The 21,885-nt window shown below is 45.0% G+C and carries 17 protein-coding genes and 1 tRNA gene; 7 read left to right on the top strand and 11 right to left on the bottom strand.

Annotated elements, in window-relative coordinates:
• Positions 1-4: 4 nt before the first annotated feature.
• The 5 genes from LAQ65_RS04675 to LAQ65_RS04655 are packed head-to-tail and all read left to right on the top strand — an operon-like array spanning position 5 to position 5,708.
• Positions 5-991 (top strand): TatD family hydrolase, encoded by a 987-nt coding sequence (locus LAQ65_RS04675; RefSeq protein ID WP_224115778.1) that lies wholly within the window; start codon positions 5-7, stop codon positions 989-991.
• A 9-nt stretch (positions 992-1,000) separates the two neighbouring features.
• Positions 1,001-1,891 (top strand): UbiA-like protein EboC, encoded by an 891-nt coding sequence (eboC, locus tag LAQ65_RS04670; RefSeq protein WP_224115777.1) that lies wholly within the window; start codon positions 1,001-1,003, stop codon positions 1,889-1,891.
• A gap of 52 nt (positions 1,892-1,943) precedes the next feature.
• Entirely contained in the window at positions 1,944-3,107 is a 1,164-nt protein-coding gene (locus LAQ65_RS04665; RefSeq protein ID WP_224115776.1) for a 3-dehydroquinate synthase, read from the top strand.
• A gap of 8 nt (positions 3,108-3,115) precedes the next feature.
• Positions 3,116-4,321 carry a metabolite traffic protein EboE gene (gene eboE, locus LAQ65_RS04660; RefSeq protein ID WP_224115775.1) on the top strand — a complete coding sequence of 402 codons (1,206 nt, stop codon included), beginning with the start codon at positions 3,116-3,118 and terminating at the stop codon, positions 4,319-4,321.
• 25 nt (positions 4,322-4,346) lie between these two features.
• Entirely contained in the window at positions 4,347-5,708 is a 1,362-nt protein-coding gene (locus LAQ65_RS04655; protein WP_224115774.1) for an alkaline phosphatase family protein, read from the top strand.
• Here LAQ65_RS04655 and LAQ65_RS04650 read toward each other — a convergent pair.
• The 8 genes from LAQ65_RS04650 to LAQ65_RS04615 all read right to left on the bottom strand — a co-directional run bounded on the left by LAQ65_RS04650 (position 5,674) and on the right by LAQ65_RS04615 (position 16,319).
• Positions 5,674-7,941 (bottom strand): ligand-binding sensor domain-containing protein, encoded by a 2,268-nt coding sequence (locus LAQ65_RS04650; protein WP_224115773.1) that lies wholly within the window; start codon positions 7,939-7,941, stop codon positions 5,674-5,676. The two genes, LAQ65_RS04655 and LAQ65_RS04650, sit on opposite strands and share 35 nt — an antisense overlap.
• A 122-nt stretch (positions 7,942-8,063) precedes the next feature.
• On the bottom strand, positions 8,064-8,444 hold the full coding sequence (locus LAQ65_RS04645; protein ID WP_224115772.1) for a plastocyanin/azurin family copper-binding protein: 381 nt from the start codon (positions 8,442-8,444) through the stop codon (positions 8,064-8,066).
• A 535-nt stretch (positions 8,445-8,979) separates the two neighbouring features.
• A complete protein-coding gene (locus LAQ65_RS04640) occupies positions 8,980-9,507 on the bottom strand; it encodes a hypothetical protein (protein WP_224115771.1) in 528 nt (175 codons plus the stop codon).
• Between the two features lie 211 nt (positions 9,508-9,718).
• A complete protein-coding gene (locus tag LAQ65_RS04635) occupies positions 9,719-10,135 on the bottom strand; it encodes a hypothetical protein (RefSeq protein WP_224115770.1) in 417 nt (138 codons plus the stop codon).
• A gap of 388 nt (positions 10,136-10,523) precedes the next feature.
• Positions 10,524-10,597, bottom strand: a tRNA-Arg gene (locus LAQ65_RS04630).
• Positions 10,598-10,695: 98 nt separating this feature from the next.
• Positions 10,696-12,603 carry a glucosamine-6-phosphate deaminase gene (gene nagB / locus LAQ65_RS04625; RefSeq protein WP_224115769.1) on the bottom strand — a complete coding sequence of 636 codons (1,908 nt, stop codon included), beginning with the start codon at positions 12,601-12,603 and terminating at the stop codon, positions 10,696-10,698.
• 40 nt (positions 12,604-12,643) lie between these two features.
• Positions 12,644-14,314 carry a beta-N-acetylhexosaminidase gene (locus LAQ65_RS04620; protein WP_224115768.1) on the bottom strand — a complete coding sequence of 557 codons (1,671 nt, stop codon included), beginning with the start codon at positions 14,312-14,314 and terminating at the stop codon, positions 12,644-12,646.
• Positions 14,315-14,447: 133 nt separating this feature from the next.
• Entirely contained in the window at positions 14,448-16,319 is a 1,872-nt protein-coding gene (locus LAQ65_RS04615; protein ID WP_224115767.1) for a CocE/NonD family hydrolase, read from the bottom strand.
• A 105-nt stretch (positions 16,320-16,424) separates the two neighbouring features.
• Between LAQ65_RS04615 and LAQ65_RS04610 the strand changes: the two genes are divergently transcribed.
• Positions 16,425-17,153 carry a copper homeostasis protein CutC gene (locus tag LAQ65_RS04610; protein WP_224115766.1) on the top strand — a complete coding sequence of 243 codons (729 nt, stop codon included), beginning with the start codon at positions 16,425-16,427 and terminating at the stop codon, positions 17,151-17,153.
• Between the two features lie 138 nt (positions 17,154-17,291).
• On the opposite strand, the gene pyk is transcribed toward LAQ65_RS04610, so the two are convergent.
• Both pyk and pfkA read right to left on the bottom strand, forming a co-directional pair.
• Positions 17,292-18,782: a pyruvate kinase gene (pyk, locus tag LAQ65_RS04605; protein WP_224115765.1), complete on the bottom strand. Its 1,491-nt coding sequence runs from the start codon at positions 18,780-18,782 to the stop codon at positions 17,292-17,294.
• A 31-nt stretch (positions 18,783-18,813) separates the two neighbouring features.
• Positions 18,814-19,800: a 6-phosphofructokinase gene (gene pfkA / locus LAQ65_RS04600; RefSeq protein ID WP_224115764.1), complete on the bottom strand. Its 987-nt coding sequence runs from the start codon at positions 19,798-19,800 to the stop codon at positions 18,814-18,816.
• A 276-nt stretch (positions 19,801-20,076) separates the two neighbouring features.
• Between pfkA and LAQ65_RS04595 the strand changes: the two genes are divergently transcribed.
• A complete protein-coding gene (locus tag LAQ65_RS04595; protein WP_224115763.1) occupies positions 20,077-20,967 on the top strand; it encodes an SDR family oxidoreductase in 891 nt (296 codons plus the stop codon).
• Here the strand turns inward: LAQ65_RS04595 and ctlX are convergent.
• Positions 20,956-21,876, bottom strand: coding sequence for a citrulline utilization hydrolase CtlX (gene ctlX, locus LAQ65_RS04590; RefSeq protein ID WP_224115762.1), 921 nt, complete (start codon positions 21,874-21,876; stop codon positions 20,956-20,958). The genes LAQ65_RS04595 and ctlX overlap by 12 nt on opposite strands.
• Between the last annotated feature and the right edge of the window lie 9 nt (positions 21,877-21,885).

The following is a 21,885-nucleotide window of genomic DNA, read 5'->3' as shown; positions in this document are numbered from 1 at the left end:
ATGTATGTGCTGTAATAATTCTTTAAACGAAAAAGAGGTTCAGACAAGGGAATCCATTCCTGTTGACCTGCAAAGTATCCGCGGGATGAAATTTTTTGACCCGCATGTCCATATGACCAGCCGCACTACAGATGATTACCAGGCAATGGCGGATGCAGGGGTTGTGGCCCTTATTGAACCTGCGTTCTGGCTCGGGCAGCCACGTACCGGTCCCGATACTTTCAGGGATTATTACAGTAGTTTAATCGGGTGGGAGCGGTTTCGGTCTTCACAGTTTGGCATTAAACATTATTGTACCATCGGTTTAAATTCACGGGAAGCAAATAATGAGGCACTGTCTGAACAGGTTATGGAAATGCTTCCGTTGTTTATCTATAAAGAAGGTGTGGTTGGTGTGGGTGAAATAGGGTTTGATGACCAGACGGCCCTTGAAGAAAAATATTACCGGCTCCAGTTGGATCTTGCCAAAGAAGCTGCTTTGCCCGTTCAGGTTCATACCCCGCACCGCGACAAGAAAAAAGGAACCCAGCGCAGTATGGATATAGCCCTCGAACATGGGCTTGATCCCTATATGGTTATAATCGACCATAATAATGAAGAAACAGTTAAAGATGTGCTGGACAGGGGCTTTTGGGCTGCATTTACAATATACCCTTTTACCAAAATGGGTAACGAACGTATGGTGGAAATAGTAAAGCAGTATGGTACGGAACGTATAATGATCAACTCTGCGGCTGACTGGGGTATCAGCGACCCGCTTGCTGTTCCTAAAACCGCCGCCCTTATGAAACAACGGGGCATCAGTGATGCAGACATACAATTGGTCACTTACCAGAATGCTATCACCGCTTTCGCCCAGAGTGGCCAGATTGATGAAAAGGATTTTGTTATGGTTCAAACTATCGACCAGTCGGAAAGATTTGAAGGCAATACCGTGCTTCGTGGCGGCCAGCAACCCCGGATCGATACTTCCTCTATCATCATCAGTTAAAGCAAATTCTTGGAAAAAATAATTGCGTTTTTGAAATTGATGAGGCCCGCAAATATTGTGACCTCCATCGCTGATGTTCTTGCCGGTGTGGCTATTTCAGGATATTTTTTAAACAGGGAATTTATCACCGGTCAAACCTGGCCTGTTGTATTGTTGTGCATTTCCACATTCGGGCTATATGGCGGCGGGGTTGTTTTTAATGATGTATTTGATGCCGAGCTGGATAAAATCGAAAGGCCGGAGCGGCCAATTCCCATGGGAACCATCCGGGTGAAAGAAGCTGCCTTCCTCGGTATTTGCTTATTGCTGGTGGGGATTATTGCAGCATTCCTGGTAAACCCCATATGCGGGGCCCTTTCCATTGTTATTGCTGTAGCTGCAGTGGTGTATGATAAATGGGGAAAACACCATTCTTTTTTGGGTCCTTTAAATATGGGCTTGTGCCGCGGATTAAACCTGTTATTGGGTGTTAGTATTTTGGTGTCCCAGCTCAATGTGTATTGGTACCTGGCAATTGTTCCTGTAATTTATATCGCTTCTATTACAATGGTCAGCAGGGGGGAAGTACACGGTGGAAAAAGCCAGCCTCTTTTTTTTGCAGGCTTTCTGTATATGATCGTGGCAATGTCCATTTTATATCTTGCTTTTATGCATAACAGGGTAATACTGACCCTGGTCTTCCTGCTTCCTTTTGCAGGGATGATCTTCATTCCTTTGCTTAAAGCTATTCAACTGCCGGCCGGGAAGAATATCGGCAAAGCGGTTAAAGCCGGGGTAATGGCTTTGATTTTTCTTGATGCTTCATGGTCAGCAGCTTTTGGTTCGCCTGGATTTGCGGTATTAATAACGCTGCTAATGCCTGTATCTTTATACCTGGCTAAAAAATTTTCAGTTACCTGAGGAAAAATAATTTCCGGATTAAAACTTCCAACCATTTTTTGAAAATATATATATGGATTACATAGAACAGGAATTCAGTGTGAGGTTTGATTATAAAGTATATTTTACTTCGGCACTTTTTGATCTTTCAAATACGCTTGTAAATGATTTTCTAAAGCAAAAAAACACTGCCCGGAATCAGAAGATATTTTTTGTTATTGACCAGAATGTAGCAAATGCCCATCCCCATCTTGCAGGGCAGATTTCTGCTTATTTTAAAAAATATGATACCGTTCAGTTAATTGAAGATATACTGGTAACACCCGGTGGCGAGGAATCAAAGAATGACCTCAGTTTATTTGATAAAATCCTGGATGCAGTCAATTCCTATAAAATTGACAGGCACTCCTACATCGCTGCCATTGGTGGCGGTTCCGTATTGGATGTGGCAGGATATGCTGCTGCTGTATCGCACAGGGGTATCAGGCATATCAGGATCCCTACAACCACCTTATCGCAGAATGACTCGGGTGTTGGCGTAAAGAATAGTATCAATTACTTTAATAAAAAGAACTTTTTGGGCACATTTGCCCCACCTGTTGCTGTTTTTAATGATGACCGGTTTTTACCTACGCAATCAGCACGCGATTGGCGCTCCGGCATTTCCGAGGCAATTAAAGTGGCCTTAATAAAGGACGCCGTTTTTTTTGACTGGATCGAAAGCCATGCAGGCCAACTGGTTGCCAGGGATCTTCCTACCATGAATTACCTGGTCAGGAGATGTGCTGAACTTCACCTGGACCATATTGCCGGTGGCGATCCGTTTGAAATGGGTTCTTCCCGTCCGCTGGATTTTGGCCATTGGAGTGCCCATAAACTGGAACAACTTACGGATTTCGAAGTGCTGCACGGAGAAGCTGTCGCAATGGGAATTGCATTGGATACCATGTATTCATCTGTTTCCGGAAGGTTACCTGCAGGGAAAGCTGAAAGGGTTATCCGGTTATTGATTCTTTTGGGTTTTGACATCTCCCATCCATTTATGCAGATTGATGAAAATAGTCCTGTTTTACTGGGCTTGAACGAATTCAGGGAACACCTTGGCGGCCGGTTAACAATTATGCTGCTGCGTGATATAGGAAGAGGTGAAGAAGTCCATGAAATAGACACTGATTTACTTTCTGAAGCGTCGCGGAAAATAACAGCGTATGCTGCATCTAAAGCCTTTACTGTTTAAATATTTTTATGCTTACCCATTCAGGCCAACTGACCTATTGTACGAATATTCACCATGGTGAAAACTGGAAGGATCATTTCAATGAAATCAAAAAATACTTCCCCGGCATAAAAAAGGAACTCTCCCCGGATCGTCCCATGGGTATTGGTTTGCGGTTGTCGAACATTGCCAGCATTGAACTGGTTGAAGGGGAGAATATGGCCCTGTTCACTCAATGGCTACGTGAAAATGATGCTTATGTGTTTACCATGAATGGCTTTCCATACGGCAGTTTTCATGATACCCGGGTTAAAGACCAGGTACATGCCCCCGACTGGACTACCCACGACAGGGTAGCATATACCACCAGGTTATTCCATATTTTAAAAGAGCTTTTACCCGCCGGCATGGAGGGGGGCATTTCCACATCACCGTTGAGTTATAAATACTGGTTCAAACAGGAGGATGCATTAAAAAATGCCATGAAAACCAGTACTGCTAATATTGTATTGGTAGTGGAAGAGCTGATAAAAATTCACCGGGCAACCGGTAAGATCCTGCACCTTGATATAGAACCGGAACCTGATGGCATGCTTGAAAGCGGAGTGGAATTTATGCACTGGTTTTTAACTGAATTGCTGGCTGACGGGACAAAAACTATTGCTGCTGAATTTAATGTTTCTATTCCCGAGGCAGAACGGTTATTGAAAGAGCACCTGCGCTTATGTTATGATGTGTGCCACTTTGCTATTGGCTATGAGCCCCATGCAGAAATCATACAGAAGCTTTTACAATCAGGAATTAAGATTGGTAAAATCCAGATCAGCGCGGCACTGAAGGGTAGAATGGATAAAGACATCCGGCTAAGGCAAAATGTAAAGGAAAGTTTTTCTGTATATAATGAACCAACCTACCTGCACCAGGTTGTTGCAAGGAAAAATAATGGGGACTTATTGCGGTATCCTGATCTTGCCGAAGCCTTATCCGATTATGATAATCCAGATGTAAATGAATGGCGTGCGCATTTTCATGTACCCATTTTTGAAGAAGATTTCGGATTATTACAATCCACCCAAAAAGATATTAAAGAAGTACTGCAGCTGCAGAAAGCGTTACATTTTACCAGCCACCTGGAGGTGGAAACCTATACTTGGGAAGTGCTTCCCGGATCATTGAAATTACCACTCCATGAGTCGGTCATAAGGGAATTGCAATGGGTAGTACCACAATTATAATGTAAAGGAAATTGAATCCATACAAATGAATAAAACAGTTGTTATTGATGTAGTAGGACTTTCTGCTTCCCTGGTTGGCGAGATGCCTTTTCTTAAAGGATATAGTGCAAAAAATAACCTGGCTACAATCACTCCAATGTTCCCTGCTGTTACCACTGCTGTCCAGTCGACCTACCTTACCGGCAAATGGCCTTCTGAACACGGAATCGTTGGCAATGGATGGTACGACAGGGTTGACTGTGAAATAAAATTCTGGAAGCAGTCAAACAAATTGGTACTGGCTGAGAAAATCTGGGACAATGCGAAAAAAAAGGACCCGGCATTTACCTGTTCCCAAATGTTTTGGTGGTACAATATGTATTCTACTGCTGATTATTCAGTAACGCCAAGGCCACAATACCTTGCAGATGGCCGTAAACTTCCCGATTGCTATTCATACCCGGCAGCATTGCGGGATGAGCTTCAGGATAAATTAGGTCAATTTCCCCTGTTCCAGTTTTGGGGCCCCGGGGCAAATATCAAATCTTCCCAATGGATCGCTGATGCTTCCATGCTCACAGATGATCGTTATGATCCTACGCTCACATTAATTTATCTGCCACACCTGGATTATTGTCTCCAGAAATTCGGTCCTGACCTATTAAAGGTGAAGGCAGATTTACTGGAGATTGATAAAGTAGTGGAGCAGCTGGTGACTTTCTATGAAAATAAGGGTGCAAAAATTATTATTCTTTCTGAATATGGCATCGCACCGGTTAGTAAACCAATTCACCTGAACCGCTTATTGCGGGAAGAAGGATTGTTGCAGGTAAGGGTTGAGCGGGGAACGGAATTGCTGGATGCAGGCGCTTCCAGGGCATTTGTGGTGGCAGACCACCAGGTGGCGCATGTTTATATTAATGATGCTTCGGTAACCGGACAAGTCAAAAAACTATTGGATAAAGTTCCCGGTATAGAATTAATTCTTGACAGGAAGGACCAGGCAAAATATGGCATTAACCATGAAAGGGCAGGGGATATTGTTTTGATGGCTGACGCAGATAGCTGGTTTACTTATTATTTCTGGACAGACGATGCAAAGGCACCGGATTATGCAAGGTGTGTGGATATCCATAAGAAACCCGGTTATGACCCGGTTGAAATGTTTATGACCTCAAAATTGCGTGCGGCATATAAACTGTTGCGGAAAAAAGCAGGCTTCAGGTATGTAATGGATGTTATACCACTTGATGCCAATTTGATAAAAGGTTCCCATGGACGGATTGGTGTTTCACCCGATTATTGTCCGGTAATCATAACTGGCCAGGACCTGCAAAAAAATAATATAAGCGCTGTTGATGTTTTTGACATCATCAATAATTCTGTTTTTCCCGGACAGGCGCGCTGATTACTCCCATGTACCGACCCATCCAATAGGGCAGCAGCCAGGTATCTCCTGCGCTTACGAGGCTTTTCCCATCACCTTCTGCATCAAGCCTGAATACCTGGCTGTTGTGGCGGCAAATAGGAATTTCCCCCAGGGGCAGGAGCTCACGGGTTGTTTGTCCCCTGAAATTTTCCGGCAGCAGCTCCAGGTCCTTACGGTGCGAATTGTGCACGGCCCAGTTCCGCAGGTCCAGGGGATAATTCTTAAGGTACCGGATAGAAGGGCTAAGGTCGAATGCAGTTGTGCCTGTCATGGCATAGGTGAAGTTCCACAAGGGGTCCTGCTCCGGTCTTTCTATATTCCAGTGGTCCTTTATGGCAATCCTGTATTTTTCGCGCAGGGGGGGAGTAAACGCATAGGGATAGAGTCCCCAATAGGCCAGGAAATACATTTCATCATCAGAATGATTCCATTCTTCAGAAAGGACTTTGCTTAGCTCGCCGCTGTTGTCACTCCCGATTTTTGCCATTGGCCGCATCAGGTTGTCGAGATAGCCAAACTTTTCCATCAGTTCATAGGCTTTAGTCCTGTATTTATCTTTATGTGTGAATTTATAAGCTGTTTGCAGGAAGGCGATAATATTCGAAGAAGTGATTTTACGATCGCCTACATTTTCTGGAAAGGCATTTACATATTCAGGATTCCATTTGCCCCACATAGTTGGTTGACCATCCACATCGATGATATAAAGGTTGTTGTCAACTATATATCCGATAAGGTTATCCAGGCAGGCAAGGGCCCGTTTCTTCCAGGATGGGTCATCCACGAGTTCCAGTATCGCGGTCAGTGCAAATACCTGTCCAACGGTTTGGTCACTGCTGGCTGTAGAACGCCAGGTCCAGTTGTGATGGTCTGCTGCGGAAAGCCATAAGCTGGCAGGTGAACCGGTTTTCAGTTCCCGTTCCTGCCACCCGGAGTCTTTAGCGGACTCAATTTTATAGTCCCGTTCAAAACTCCTTGCAAAAAGGCCTTTAATACCAGTTACAGTGTGTAATCTTTCAAGGGCTTCAAAAGATTCGTAAGCATTATCCCGGGCCTCTTTGGAGCCCGTTACTTTGTAGCGGTACAACTGGCTCACCAGGTACATTCCTGTCCAGAGGTTATCACTGGGTTGGTTGCCGGTCTGCCCCGATGAATAGCTTTCCGGTAATTTCACCACACTGCAATTTATCCCGTAACGGATATTTTTTTCCCGGACCTGCTGTTCATAAAACATAGCCTTGTCTTCCAGCGTCATTTTCCTGGAACAAATCTGTCCGAGTCCCTTTTCGGTAAGCACCAGGATGCTGTTCTGGGGACCTTTTTCAATGCGGAGGACATGGTTGCCTGGTAACCAGCGTTGCCCTGCGTAGTAGTTGTATTTCCCATCAGGCTCCAGGCGGTAGGCCCCCCAGGTGGATCCAAACCATAATTGTCCATCGATGTATTCCATACAGGTGATATCGGGGCAGGGTAGCTTGTCGATAAGTCCTGTGCCGGGAAGCATTACATATCCTTTTGAAGCGCCGACAGCTATTTTTCTTACTGCGCCATTGCCAAAACCGGTAGCGCAGGTAATACCCTTTCCGCTGTATATTTCTTTGAATGCCATTCCAGGTTTCCATTCAACCACTTTTTCGGGAGACACCAGCAGGAAACTATGGCTGGCTTCCAGGAAACGAATTTGTTTGAGGTTCCTGAATAAACCGTTCCAGAGCCGTTTGCCTGCCATATCCAGGTATAGCAGGCTGTCACCGTCTGAAACCAGGAAATGGAAATCATCTCCCCCTGCGAAAAGGCGGGCTCCGGGCAATCCATGATCGACCTGGAGTTTACCTGCCCAGGCATTGCTGAATAACTGTTTGTCATCCAGGTAGATGGTCTGGTTATGGTAAGTGCCAATCGCAGAAATCTTTTTAGGGATAATTGCGGGATAGGAGACATCTGCAACAAATGTTCCTGCGTAAAACTGGTTTCCATTATCGGGAACGATCAATCCGCTGTCTGAAAGGATCCGGACCTGGCCGTCGCGGTTTACTGATATGTCTTTTAAATGCAGGGATCTTTCATGCACAGGCAGATAGTACGAAACGCTATATTCCTGCCTGTATGGAAGGTCCCTGTACACAGGCTTTCCTTTGTCTCCGTCTTTTTCCTTAAACCCGGATATAAGGAGGAAGAATGATAATATGATATATAAGTCCCGCTTTCCCATAATGTATCGTTGTAATACTGTTTATGAGGAAGGGGCCTCTGTTTCATACTCATCAATAGTTAAATAAATATTTAAAGCGGGCTGGCATCAACAGGTATGCACTATTTGGTTCATGGCAGGTATTAAGGTGAAACTGTGAGGGTACCGGCCATAGCTGTGCCATGAATGGTACAATGGTAGTCAAATGTGCCGACAGTATTTGCCGTGTAAGAATAACTGCTGCCCCCTGCAATATTCCCGCTGTCGAAAGTCATTCCATCATTAGACGTTGCGGTGTGTGCGTAAGTATCACTGTTTGTCCATTTAACAACGGTTCCCTTGGCAACAGTTTTTGAAGCAGGTGTAAATGTCATGCCGCTGATTGTAATAGTAGCTCCGGTTGCGCCACCACCAGTAGGGGTGTTGTTATAGCCGTTAGTGCCACTGCTTTTGCTACAGGATAATCCTAATACCAGGCTGGTAAGGATTAAAGTAGCCAGCCCCGGATAATTAATCTTGTTCATAAAAATAAATTGGAGGTAATTAAATAAAACAAGTCGTACTACCCGGTAACGTACAATAACAACAGGAGGTTGCCTGCAAAAGAAAAAGGGTTTCATTTTCATGAAACCCTTTGCTATTTGGTGACTCCGTCAGGTTAACAGTATTTCGTTCCCTATTTACCACCCCCGGAAATAAGGGATTCCCCAAAGCATCGCCGTCTTCAATTTAAGTGCCATATTATCCTACCTTTACCCTATACCTCTCTGCTACATCACCATAACCCTTTCCACCGGCAAAGAGATCAGGGGCGTAAAGCAGCTCAATGTGGATGATATTGATTGGCCCCACCAGCATTATTATGCTCTGGCATGCCAAAAGCTTGGTCAGGATAACATAAAGGAATTTGACTGTATGATGATCAGTGAGCATTCACCGCTTGCAGCATTGAAGCCCAAGAAACCGGATACCGGTCGACGTTATAAGTAGGGTGAAATAGAAAAGAAGGACTAGCCTTTCAAGCCTGATCCTGCTTTCATATACAATATACGTAATTAATTAATGAGGGAAACGCACATAAAAGCGACCGTCAGTGATTGTTGATTTCTTTCTGGTTCCAGTTAAAGACTTTAAGAATATAAATCCACTGAAAGTTCCTTTTACATATTCAGTATTTGATTCAGTGATGCTGACGGTAAGCTGCGGTTTCTGCCAGGATGGCGGAACTGATTCAGCGCAATCGTAGTACACCGGGGCATCCGGACAATAAAGGATAGAATTAGTTACACCTGGTAACTCCGGGACCGCAGTATGATACACTTTTCCAGAATCAAAATTCCACTGGTTTGAATATAAGGTGATGCTGATTTCCCTTGGTTCTTCTGCTGCAGCAATGGTAAGTGTGTAAACACCTGCCAACTCGTTGCGAGTTGCCCTATCGTTATCAGGAAAAGCACGATAAAGACTATCTAGTTTCATATAAATACCCGGTGTTGCAATAGCAGGTTGCTTTTCTTTCTTACAGGAACTGACCAGCATGGCTGATAAAGAAAAAAACAATAAGGCCAGAAATACGGGGGATTGCATTTTCAAGTGAACGGTTTATTCCGGCAAGATAATTGGCGGCCATCAAAATTCCAAAATCATATATATGTCAATTGGGAACACCTCAAGTTTGTTAAAAGTAAGGACAGTGATATAAGTAGGGCGAAACATGGTTTTATTGCTGGAGGCCATTTACGAATATTAATTACTCATTTTTTCCTGATGGCCTGGCTGTTTTCACCTGAGGCTGTTTTTATCCACCATATTGCCAGCAAGCAATATCCTCCTGACCTGGCGCTTCTGATACACCTTGTTCCTTTTTTAGTAATTGCATTGCAATGCCCCGATAATTGGCTTGACCTTGCTGAAGCTTGCCTTGGTGTAGGTTGAGTTGCTGGAGTAGAAGGTTGAGGGCAGGATCTTTTACAAGTGCGTTATTTTCAGTTTGAGGAATGGAAGCTTCGAGAAATAGCGGATCAGTGGCTTTTATTTTTTTCTTTTTTGACTTTACTGCTGCTTTTTTTGCAATAGGCGGAAATTCTAGTTTGACTATTTTATCCTCCAGAACTTTAATTTTTTCCTTTAATTGGGCATTTTCAGACTCCAATCTTGAAATCTGTGATTGGTCAGGAAAGCAACTTAAAAAGACAAAGAAGAAGCTCCCCAGCAATGCAGTTGTAAGTAGTTTACGCTTGGAATTAGGTTTAGGTTAAGATACCATTCTTCTGGCAAATTCAGAAGCATGGCTACCTTTACGCTATGCTCTTCTATCGCATCACATATACCCTTGTCAGTGGAAAATCTTACACCGGCATAGATGTTGATTTGATACATGGCTAAGGTTTTAAGCAATATAAGAGATCATCTAAAATAATAAGTTCGAATCTATAAAGGCAAGCTTCAGGTAGGGTTACCTGGAAAACACCTTTAAATAGATGGCATTTATTGTATATGTCAGGATTTGTAAAATGAAATAAATGGCAGAAATGTCGGAATCGTGCCGGAAAGTTAGAAATGAAAAAGGCTTCCAATCTCTTGAAAGCCTTTCCTGTTCTATGTGACTCCGTCAGGATTCAAACCTGAAACCTTCTGATCCGTAGTCAGATGCTCTATTCAGTTGAGCTACGGAGCCGTTCCCGTTAAGGGAGTGCAAAGATAAGGGAAACCCCATTTATTTTCCAAATTCCCGGAACCGGAATTTGCGAATTAAACGATTTTAAGCATTGATAATCAATAGTGCCACCTTACAAAAGCTTCCATCGCAGCATACTGTGTTAATCCCAGTTGTGCGTAAAGCTTTGCCGTATTGCCATTCCTGTCTTCGGCCCTTTGCCAGAATTCGCGCGAATCTGAACCCTGAAAAGGAACCATATCTTTCTGCGACTGGTGGATAAATATGCCGAAACGCTTTTTCATCACCTGGTCCGGACTCATGGGTATTGCCATTTCAATTTCTTCAATATTCCATTCCTGCCATGCGCCTTTATAGAGCCAAACCCAACAATCTTTAACCCACTCTTCGCCGGAAGCTTTCAGCCTGCGCATAGATTCGAAAATAACATCCAGGCAAACCTTGTGTGTGCCATGCGGGTCTGCAAGGTCGCCCGCAGCGAAAATCTGGTGTGGCTTTACCTGCTTTAATAATTCAACAGTAAGCTGCACATCTTCTTCACCCATTGGTTTTTTCTCTACCCGCCCGGTTTCATAAAAGGGAAGGTTCTGGAAATGGATATGTTCGTCTTTTATGCCCACATAACGGCAGGTAGCTTTTGCTTCACCACGGCGAATCAGTCCCTTTATGGCCCTGATCTGCGCAGTATCACTTTCGCTCGTTTTTTTACTGGAAAGGAATTTTTGCGCTTCAGCCAGGATGTCGCGTGACCTACTGGAGTCTATTCCTGAAATCTCTTCAAAGCCAACCGCAAAGTCTATAAAGCGGGTTACGAATTCATCAGTTACTGCAATGTTCCCGCTGGTCTGGTAGGCCACATGCACTTCATGCCCCTGGTCGTGCAAACGCATGAAGGTGCCCCCCATGCTAATGATATCATCATCGGGGTGGGGGGAGAAAATGAGGCTTCTCTTGGGGTACGGTAAAGACCTTTCAGGATGGGTCGGGATGTTCACATCGGGCTTGCCACCAGGCCAGCCGGTAATGCTGTCCCTGAGCAGGTAAAATACCTGCAGGTTGATCTCATAGGCATCACCGTGTTCAACCAGCAAATCGCCCAGGCCATGGTCATTATAATCGCTGTTGGTAAGGGCCAGTACTGGCTTTCCCAGTTTCAGGGCCATGCTTACCACTGCCTTTTTGATCATTTTTGGGTTCCAGTCAATATCGCCGGTAAGCCATGGTGAACGGAAACGGGTCAGTTCACTGGCCGCGCTCTCATCCAGCACATATATAGCGTCATTATGTTGTTGCAGCAGGGAAGCCGGGATCTGTTCAGTTACATGCTCCTCCACTGCTTTCTGGATAACCGGTGCTTTCATTGGTCCCCAGGCCATCAGGTAAATCTTCCTGGCCTTCATTATGGTATCAATACCCATCGTAACTGCAAGGCGGGGAACCTGCGATATATTGGCAAATTCAAAAGAATTGGCAATCCGGGTTGAATTGTCAAGGGTAATCAGCCTGGTGCGTGAAAAACGGCTTGATCCCGGTTCATTGAAGCCGATATGGCCGTTATTACCGATACCAAGGATCTGCACATCAATCCCGCCGGCTGCTTCGATGGTGCTTTCGTATTCATGGCAGTATTTCTTGATAAATTCTTTCGGCCATTCACCATTGGGGATGTGGATATTTGCAGGATCGATATCTACATGGTTGAACAATTGCTCCTTCATGTAGCGGTTATAACTCTGAAGGGCATCCTTATCGATAGGATAGTACTCATCGAGGTTGAAGGTGATGACATTTTTAAAGCTCAGTCCTTCTTCGCGGTGCAGGCGCACTAATTCGGCATATACTGATTTTGGGGAAGAACCGGTAGCCAGTCCGAGTACACATTTTTTACCTTCCGCCTGTTTCTGCCTGATGATGGCAGCAATTTCCCTTGCAATAAAAACAGATCCCTGTTTGATGTTGTCGAAAATCTTAACAGGAATTTTTTCAAATGAATCGACCATGCTCATATGGCTATATTTATTTGTTGAGTGAACGAAATTATGTTATTTATTTAACCGATGCCCCGTCTGCCTGGGGTTCATAGAATGCTTTGCTGTAATTGATGCCCCACAACAGGTATCTTTTTATCTGTAACGGAAGCTTTTGCTGGAAGTTTGCGAAGCTGCGTTTTTCTTTCTGGCTCCAGAGCACTTCACTCAGTGCGCTCATCCGCGGGAAAATCATGTACTCCACTTTTGAAGGGTTGTCCATGTATTCGGTCCACACATTGGCCTGGGCACCCAGGATAAACTTTTGTTTGTCAGCCGGCAGTGCAGTTGGCAGGGGTTCGTAATTATAAACTTTGTCCAGTGGGAGGTAACCACCAATTACAACCGAATCTTCTTTTTTTGATTGCGCATAATCGAAGTACACATAAGTGTTTGGTGTCATGACCACATTGTGGCCGGAGTTAGCTGCTTCTATTCCACCATCTTCCCCGCGCCAGCTCATTACGGTAGCATTTGGTGCGAGGCCGCCTTCCAGGATTTCATCCCAGCCAATAATACTGCGGCCTTTGCTATTGATATATTTTTCCATCCGCTGGATGAAATAACTCTGTAAGGCATGCTCATCTTTAAGTCCTTTTTCCTTCATCAGTTGCTGGCAGAATTCAGATCTTTTCCAGTTGTCCTTTGGGCATTCGTCACCACCAACATGAATGTATTTGGAAGGAAACAAAGCGATCACTTCATCGAGCACCCCTTCCAGGAACTTAAATGTATTTTCTGAAGGCACGAACACATCTCTACATACGCCCCAGATTTGCTGAACCTGTTTCCCGGTGGAATCTCCTGCCCAGGCACTATTGGGGTTAAAGTAATAGGTTTTGGTCGCTTCATCAGGGAAGCAGCTTAGTTCAGGATAGGCCGCGATGGCAGCAGAAGCATGTCCCGGCATTTCTATTTCAGGGATAATAGTGATATAGCGCTTCTCTGCATATTTCACAATGTCTTTAATCTCTTCCTGTGTATAGAAGCCGCCGCTGCGGGTATTGTCATTTCCTTTACCGGGATAGTTGCCGATAATGGTGCCATTCCGCCAGGCGCCTTTCTCTGTCAGCTTAGGGTATTTTTTTATTTCGATGCGCCAGCCCTGGTCATCAGTTAGGTGCCAGTGGAAATAATTCATTTTATGCAGGGCCAGGAAGTCAATATATTTCTTTACAAAATTTACATCAAAGAAATGCCGGCCAACATCCAGCATCAGTCCCCTGTAAGCAAACCTTGGGTAGTCGCTGATATTTACAAATGGCGTTGGTAATGTATGGTTGGTTTCAGCAGTCGGGATCAATTGCAGTAAAGTCTGGATACCATAAAAGACACCAAGCTCATCATGCCCCGAAATTGTAATTCCTTTAGTATCTACCGATAAGGTGTATGCGCCGGAAACCGGGTTGGAAGTCCTTGACAATGTAAGGATGATATCCGTTTTTTTGCCGGGACTCTTAACGTCGAGTTTGTAACCAAAACTTTTCTGCAGGTATTCATTAAAAAAGTCAGCAGAATTTTCGAGTCCCTTTCCTGCCAGGCCGATTTTGGAAGCAGGGGAGACCAAATACCTGCCGGCAGTAGCAGGCATAACAATACTTACCGGTTCCGGTACAATAGCAATGGGTGATTCCTGCGCCTGGGCAAAGAGGCCGCAACAAATGGAAAGTGCTAATAAGATTTTTCGCATATCGGGTATTTTGACAATAACAGTTCGGGACGGGAAAATACTACAAAACCAGCAGTAGCAGTGAGGCAATCGTTTGAGTAAACTAAAAATCCGGAAGCAGTGCTCCCGGATTTTGCCTGAGAAATATCTGTTGCTATTTTATTATTGGCAGGTATATAGCGGATGCATTCGCGCTATTGTGTAAAATCCTGATCGTTGCTTTTTTGAAATCGCTGTCCTTCGCCTCATAAATATTCATGAATTGCTGCGGATTCCTGTCCATCAGCGGGAACCAGCTGCTTTGCACCTGGATCATCAGGCGATGCCCTTTTTTGAAAGTATGGGCAATATCCGGTAAGGAATATTTCACCTCATCAGGCGTGTTTGGTTTGAACGGGACCGGGTTCTCAAAGCTTTTCCTGAATTTTCCCCGCATGATTTCACCACGGACCAGCATCTGGTAGCCACCCATCGGGTAAGTACTGCCTTCAGCATATTTAAAGTCATCGGGGAAAACATCAATGACTTTTACAATAAAGTCGGCGTCTGTGCTGCTGATGCTCACTTTGAGGTCTGCGGTAATGGGGCCTGCAAGGGTCAGGTCTTCCGTCAATACAGGCGTCTGGAAAACCAGCACATCGGGCCGGCGGCTGGCGAAGCGCTGGTCATCGGTCATGTATTCGCGGGTGCGGCCGAAATGCACATCTTCCGTATAAGGAACAGGTTTAGCCGGGTCACTGATGTATTCTGTGAAACCCTCTTTTGCAGCAGGTTTATTCCAGTCGAGCGTACCATTGCTTTGCAGGTAAACCGGGGTCGGCTGCATTGCGGCAGGCGGCCATTGGTCCAGCTTTTTCCACTGATTTTCCCCGGAGAAAAAGATGGTAGCTTCGGCAAGTTTGGGGTCTTCCCCTTTGCCTTTTAAATAGAAATTGAAGAAGGGAAGTTCAATATTGTTCTGGTACCATTCAGAGGTACGGCTGCCAAAACGGACATTGCCCATACTGCTTCCATTAGGAGCGCTCCACTGGCCATGGTGCCATGGACCCATAACCAGTTTGTTGTTGGCAGACGGGTTTTGTTTTTCAATAGCCTTGTAAAGGTTCCAGGCACCATAGCAATCCTCGGCGTCGAAAAGTCCGCCTACCACCAGCATTGCAGGTTTAATATTATACATCGCATTCCGGGCATTACGTGCTTTCCAGAATTCATCATAATTAGGATGCGCATACAAATCCTTCAGGAATTTTACACTGTCGCCCAGCAGTTTCATGAAGTTGGGCAAGGCCCCGATCTGCAGGTAAGTCTGGTAGTTGTCATTATCCGGGAGTTTGAGTGAGCTGGACGGGCCCTGCATAGTTGGCGCGGGTCTTGGAAAACCGAAACCGCCGCCATAAAAACTGATAGCATCCACGAGGCTGAAAGCACCGTTATGATGGAAGTCATCACCAAGGAACCATTCTGTTACCGGAGCCTGCGGACTTACTGCTTTCAAAGCAGGGTGGCCACTTGCAGCAGCCATGGTAGAATAAAAGCCCGGATAGGAAATGCCAAAAACGCCAACATTCCCATTATTGTTGGGTTGGTTTTTCACCAGCCAGTCGATAGCATCATAAGTATCGCTGGCTTCGTCAATATCCTGCGGCGTTTTTTTGTCGGGGTTAAAAGGGCGCACATCTACAAATTCACCTTCACTCATCCACCTGCCACGAACATCCTGGATAACGATAATATATCCTTCACGCAGGTAATACCGCCAGTGGCTGTTCCACATCGCGCGGAAATTTTGCTCGCCATAAGGGTAACAGGAATAAGGTGTCCTGTTCATCAGGATAGGATGTTTTTCGGAACCATCCTTAGGTGCATAGATGGCGGTAAACAATTTCTTGCCATCCCTCATGGGGATGTACAGTTCCTTCTTGGTGTAATTGTCGCGGATCCAGGCAGAGTCCTGCTGGAAGATGGTTTGGGCACTTGCATTTAAAATGCTGAAAAGTGCGGCCAGTAAAATAAAAGTTTTTCTCATGAAATGTTGTGTTATACGATATAATTAGGATTGCTAAAAGTACTGAATTGCATCCTGAAATGCAGTACATTTCACCTTCAAATAATCATATTAAAACCAGCAGTAATGGCTTTCCTGTTCGAAATAATAGCATTTGATATTGGCAGTTGCCGATTAATAGAAAAAGCAGGCGGCGGGCGGATAGAGCTCTGTGCAAACCCGCTCGAAGGTGGTACGACCGTTTCCTATGGCATGATGAAGGCCGCCCGGAAAGCGGTAAGTATTCCAATATTCCCGATAATCAGGCCCAGGGGCGGGGACTTCCTGTATACCGATGAAGAGTATGCGATAATACAACAGGATATCCTGTTATGCCGCGAAACAGGAATGGATGGTGTTGTGTTTGGCATGCTGGACAAAGATGGAAATGTAGATATCCCGAAGATTTCCAGGCTGGTAGAACTGGCCTATCCCATGGAAGTAACCTTCCACAGGGCGTTTGACCATAGCCGTGAACCCCTGAAGGCTTTGGAAGATATTATTCAATGTGGCTGCAACAGGATACTCACATCCGGGGCTGCAGATACAGCCATAGAAGGGATTGAGCTGATTAAAGCCTGTGTTGCGGCAGCAGATGGCAGGATTACCATTTTGCCGGGATCGGGCATCAGGTCGGGCAATATAAAAGCATTGGCAGCAGCAACGGGACTAACTGAGTTCCATAGTTCCGCCCGTAAAAAAGTAGCGAGTGCCATGTCATACCGGAATGGTAACATCCATGAGGAAGGGGGGACGTATGGGGTGGACCCGGAAGAGGTGGAGGCGTTGGTGAGGGAGGTGAGCGGTGAGCGGTAAGCAGTAAGCGGTGAGCGGTAATTCGAAATAAAAAAGCTACCGGATTTTCCGGTAGCTTTTTTATTTGAGTTTTACATTTTATTTTTCTGCCTGCATATCCATGACCCCACCGCTCACCGCTTACGGTTTACCGCTCACCTACTTTATCTTCGTAATCTTCAACACATTCGTCGGCAAGTGCTCATTAACAGGAGTGCTGCCAGTGCTGACTACAACGTCCTTGCTTTTAATGAATCCCCTTTCCTTGAGGATTTCGATCTGGTCAGAAATGATGTCGTCAAGGCTTTCTTCTTCTTCATAAAAGAAGGCACGAACACCCCAGCTAAGGCTTAATTGGTTAACCAGGGTCCTTTCCTTGGTGAAAATATATAAAGGAGATTTAGGGCGGTAGCTCGACAGCATAAATGCGGTATAGCCACTTTGCGTCATACCCACCAGGGCTTCAGCATTTACATCCTTGGCCATCTTGCAGGCATTATAGCAAATAGCATCGCTTAAAAAAGAAGGGGAGTGTGGTTGGGGGGTTAAGTCCTCCTCGCGGTTGAAGTTATAAGCCTTCCTTTCAATTTCACCGATGATCTTGCTCATGGTTTCGATAACCAGCACCGGGTGTTGCCCGGTTGCGGTTTCACCGCTAAGCATAACAGCATCAGCGCCTTCAAGCACTGCATTTGCCACATCCGTAACCTCGCTTCTGTTGGGTTTTACACGGTCAATCATGCTCTCCATCATCTGGGTAGCAACGATAACCGGTTTCGCCCTGTGCATACATTTGCGGATAATATCTTTCTGGATCAGGGGAACCTGTTCCATGGGGATCTCAATACCCAGGTCACCGCGGGCAATCATCACACCGTCGCTTTCAATAATCAGGTCGCGGAGGTTGGTAATCGCTTCAGGCATTTCGATTTTAGAAATGACTTTTGTCTTGCTCTGGTGCCTGTTCAGTATAGAACGCAGTTCACGCAGGTCATCCACGCGCTTAACAAAAGAAAGCGCAACCCAGTCGAGTTTTTGTTTGATAATAAAATCGAGGTCAACCAGGTCTTTTTCGGTTAATGCAGGCAGTGATATTTTAGTATCCGGCAGGTTAATACCTTTCTTGGAAGAGAGGTTGCCGCCCAGGGTTACTTTTACTTTTACGTCGTTGCTTTTGGTGATTTCAACAACTTCCACTTCAATCTTGCCATCGTCAATAAAAATCCTGTTCCCAACAACAACGTCCTGGTGGAGGTTGGGGTAACTAACATAAATTTTCTCCAGGGTGCCAATGCATTTTGTATTGGTGAAAGTGAGGATATCACCTTCCTTTACATGTAGTTTGTTGTGTTCAATTTCACCCACCCTTAATTTCGGACCCTGCAAATCGCCAAGGATGGCAATATTATAAGGTTCAGTTTTGTTGATATTCCGGATATGTTCAATAATTGCCGCTTTGTCTTCATGGGATCCATGGGAGAAATTCAAACGGAAAACATTCACCCCGGCTCTAACCAGTGCTAATAATTGGTCATAAGTATCACAGGCGGGGCCAACAGTTGCTACAATTTTTGTTCTTTTGAAAGCATGTTGAATTCCTGCTTCTTTATCCATTTCCTGGTGCAGGTATTTCGAAGCGTGTTTAGACATATTTTTCTATTTCGTTGCTTGCTTATTGGTATCAGGATGCCAGGATCTTAACGATCTTCATCCACTCTTCATTAATTTTTTGTTTGGCCTTTACTGCATATTCCAGTTGGGTATAATGCATTTTATTGTTCTGGATGCCTACCATAACATTGTGCCTGTTGGTCATTAAAGATTCAACCGCATGGTAACCCATCCTGCTGGCAATAAGCCTGTCCAGGCAGGTAGGAGAACCGCCTCTCTGGATATGCCCAAGGATACAAACCCTTGTGTCAACGTTAGGTAATTTCGACTTAACGTGTTTGGCAACTTCTTCTGCGCCGCCAAATTCATCGCCTTCGGCAACAACAATCAGGTTAACCAGTTTTTTGCGCTTTTCTTTTTCGAGCAGGCTTTCTACAACGCTGTCGATATCTGTCTTGCGCTCCGGGATAAGTATGTGTTCTGCGCCTGTGGCGATTCCGCTGTGTAAGGCAATATAACCAGCATCACGGCCCATTACTTCGATAATGAACAACCGGTCGTGTGCATCTGCAGTGTCCCTGATCTTGTCAATTGCTTCAACAGCTGTGTTTACAGCGGTGTCGAACCCGATTGTAAAATCAGTTCCTGCAATATCCTTATCAATTGTGCCGGGGATACCGACGCAGGGTATGTCGAATTCCTTGCTGAATTTCAGGGCACCATTGAAACTGCCATCGCCACCAATTATAACCAATCCGTTTATACCTCTTTTCTTCAGGTTTTCGTAGGCTTTCAACCGGCCTTCGTATTCAAAAAATTCTTTACACCGTGCAGTTTTTAATATAGTTCCGCCGCGCTGGATAATATTAGCCACAGAGCGTGACTCCATTTGAAATATATCATCATCCACCATCCCGCTATATCCTCTCAACACGCCATGAACTTCCAGACCGTGGTAAAGTCCCGTACGCACTACTGCCCTAACCGCTGCATTCATACCGGGAGCATCACCACCTGAAGTTAATACGCCAATTTTTGTGACCTTGCTGTCATTCATTGAATTAAATTAGTTTGTTTTAACAAGCTTATAATGGCTGGCAAGCTTAGTAATCCTGACAAAAGGATTGATTATGCGCGCCAAAAATAAGGATTTGCCCTGATTATGAAGGGAACAACCCCAATACGTGTTTTCAGGAAATTGGCTGTTTAGCATTTTTTTTCCGGAATGCCAGTAAAACAGGGCGTTGTATCGTTGCTTACATTTGTTAGTTTTTGGGAATTTTTTTTCAGGTTCCTTTCATTTGGCAGGAAGCAGGGACATAAAAGCAGAGATATGCAAAAAATAGTAATAACAGGTGCGAATGGAATGGTTGGACAAAACCTTGTTCAAATATTATTAAAAAAGGGATATACAGTTGTTGCCCTTGGAAAGGGAGACCAGCGTTTCAAGGTTCAATCGGATCAGTTTTCTTACTATTCCGCAGACCTGACACATCCTTTTGAAGTACAGTCCATCCTGGCAAAAGAACAACCCGATTGTATTGTGCACTGTGCAGCGATGACCCAGGTAGATGACTGTGAATTAAACCAGAAAGAGGCCCATGCATTAAATGTAGAGGCCACCGCGCGCCTGCTGCTGGATGCTGAAGCTTACAGCAAATTCTTTGTCTTTCTATCCACCGATTTTGTTTTTGATGGGGAAACCGGACTGTATAGTGAAACAGACCCGGTAAAACCAATCAGCTGGTATGGGCAAACAAAAGTAGAAGCGGAAGCTATCGTGGAGACAGCAGAAATTCCCTGGGCGATTATAAGGACCTGCCTGGTATACGGGTTACCGGTAGAGGCTGGCCGGCAAAATTTATTCAGTTGGGTGAAAAGTAGCCTGGAAACAGGTAAGGCCATTAAAGTAGTGGATGACCAATGGAGGACACCAACCTGGGTGCAGGACCTGGTGAATGGCATTGTTCTGGTCATTGAACAAAAAGCAACCGGCATCTGGCATTTATCTGGTGAAGACCTGCTCACCCCTTACCAGATGGCCCATGCCATTGCGGAAAAATTCAACCTGGATAAATCGCTTATTGAAAGGGTGACCGCTAACAATTTCTCACAACCCGGAAAGAGGCCGGCAAGGACTGGTTTTACCATTGAAAAAGCAAAGACCCGGTTGGGTTATGCACCAGGGGATTTCCGTAACAACCTGGATCGGTTAAAGGGATGATTGTTCCGGCAGGAATATTTCAGCCATCATACAACGGGCGCTTCCCCCGCCATTGGTTTCAATAGTTGATATATCTGAATGGATGATTTGGTTATAGGCCTCCAGTTCTTTTACCTGTGCTGCTGTTAATGAATGGAAAGCCTGGGAACTCATGACCAGGTAAGTTTCCCCTTCATTGTTCTGCACCTGCAACATATTGCCGGCAAAGGAATTCATCTGGCCAGGGGTAATATCTATTACTGCCTTGTTGCTGTCTTTGATGGCTTTCAATACCCTGGCTTTATCAGCTTCATCGGTTATGGATGCCAGGCAGATCACCACATACTTGTCGGCGACGCACATCATTACATTGGTATGGTAAATTTCCTGGCCCTTCTGGTCGCGCGCAAAAAATGTAACAGGACTGTAGTGCATGCGGGTACAGAATTCTTCTACCAGTTTTTTATCTGTCCGTGGCGACAGGCATGCATATGCAATCCGGTTTTCACGGTCCAAAACCATGCTGCCGGTTCCTTCCAGGAAATGATTGCTGGCTTCCCCGGCAGTCAGGTCAATCAGTTTATGCTTTGTAAAACGGAGATAGATATTGTCCAGCACATGTTGTTTCCTTTCTGCCCTGCGGTTTGCAGCAAACATCGGGTACAATATAACTGTGCCATCTTCATGGAAGCTCACCCAGTTATTGGGAAAAATTGAATCCGGTGTATATGGTTCAGGAGTATCGTTGACCACCAGCACATTAATGCCATGGTGCTGCAGCTTAGTAACAAAACCATCAAATTCCTTCCTGGCTTTATTTTGTGCATCCAGGTCCTGGCCCTTCACCTGGAAGGCATTATTCACGGCAGTTTCAGCATTGAAGCTGAAGTTTACCGGCCGGATCATTAAAATGTTGGAGGTTGATTGCATGGCAATAAT

The organism is Flavihumibacter profundi (assembly GCF_020076305.1).
Taxonomy (GTDB): Bacteria; Bacteroidota; Bacteroidia; order Chitinophagales; family Chitinophagaceae; genus Flavihumibacter; species Flavihumibacter profundi.
The sequence above is the reverse complement of the archived record's forward strand: the minus strand, read 5'-3'. Positions and strand labels throughout refer to the sequence as shown.

Excerpts from the sequence above, each read along its gene's own strand:
- eboE (WP_224115775.1), top strand. The coding sequence starts at position 3,116 with ATGCTTACCCATTCAGGCCAACTGACCTATTGTACGAATATTCACCAT.
- LAQ65_RS04645 (WP_224115772.1), bottom strand. The coding sequence starts at position 8,444 with ATGAACAAGATTAATTATCCGGGGCTGGCTACTTTAATCCTTACCAGC.
- LAQ65_RS04655 (WP_224115774.1), top strand. The coding sequence starts at position 4,347 with ATGAATAAAACAGTTGTTATTGATGTAGTAGGACTTTCTGCTTCCCTG.
- pfkA (WP_224115764.1), bottom strand. The coding sequence starts at position 19,800 with ATGAATGACAGCAAGGTCACAAAAATTGGCGTATTAACTTCAGGTGGT.
- LAQ65_RS04665 (WP_224115776.1), top strand. The coding sequence starts at position 1,944 with ATGGATTACATAGAACAGGAATTCAGTGTGAGGTTTGATTATAAAGTA.
- LAQ65_RS04595 (WP_224115763.1), top strand. The coding sequence starts at position 20,077 with ATGCAAAAAATAGTAATAACAGGTGCGAATGGAATGGTTGGACAAAAC.
- LAQ65_RS04640 (WP_224115771.1), bottom strand. The coding sequence starts at position 9,507 with ATGCAATCCCCCGTATTTCTGGCCTTATTGTTTTTTTCTTTATCAGCC.
- LAQ65_RS04615 (WP_224115767.1), bottom strand. The coding sequence starts at position 16,319 with ATGAGAAAAACTTTTATTTTACTGGCCGCACTTTTCAGCATTTTAAAT.
- pyk (WP_224115765.1), bottom strand. The coding sequence starts at position 18,782 with ATGTCTAAACACGCTTCGAAATACCTGCACCAGGAAATGGATAAAGAA.
- LAQ65_RS04610 (WP_224115766.1), top strand. The coding sequence starts at position 16,425 with ATGGCTTTCCTGTTCGAAATAATAGCATTTGATATTGGCAGTTGCCGA.
- LAQ65_RS04675 (WP_224115778.1), top strand. The coding sequence starts at position 5 with ATGTGCTGTAATAATTCTTTAAACGAAAAAGAGGTTCAGACAAGGGAA.
- LAQ65_RS04620 (WP_224115768.1), bottom strand. The coding sequence starts at position 14,314 with ATGCGAAAAATCTTATTAGCACTTTCCATTTGTTGCGGCCTCTTTGCC.
- LAQ65_RS04650 (WP_224115773.1), bottom strand. The coding sequence starts at position 7,941 with ATGGGAAAGCGGGACTTATATATCATATTATCATTCTTCCTCCTTATA.
- ctlX (WP_224115762.1), bottom strand. The coding sequence starts at position 21,876 with ATGCAATCAACCTCCAACATTTTAATGATCCGGCCGGTAAACTTCAGC.
- nagB (WP_224115769.1), bottom strand. The coding sequence starts at position 12,603 with ATGAGCATGGTCGATTCATTTGAAAAAATTCCTGTTAAGATTTTCGAC.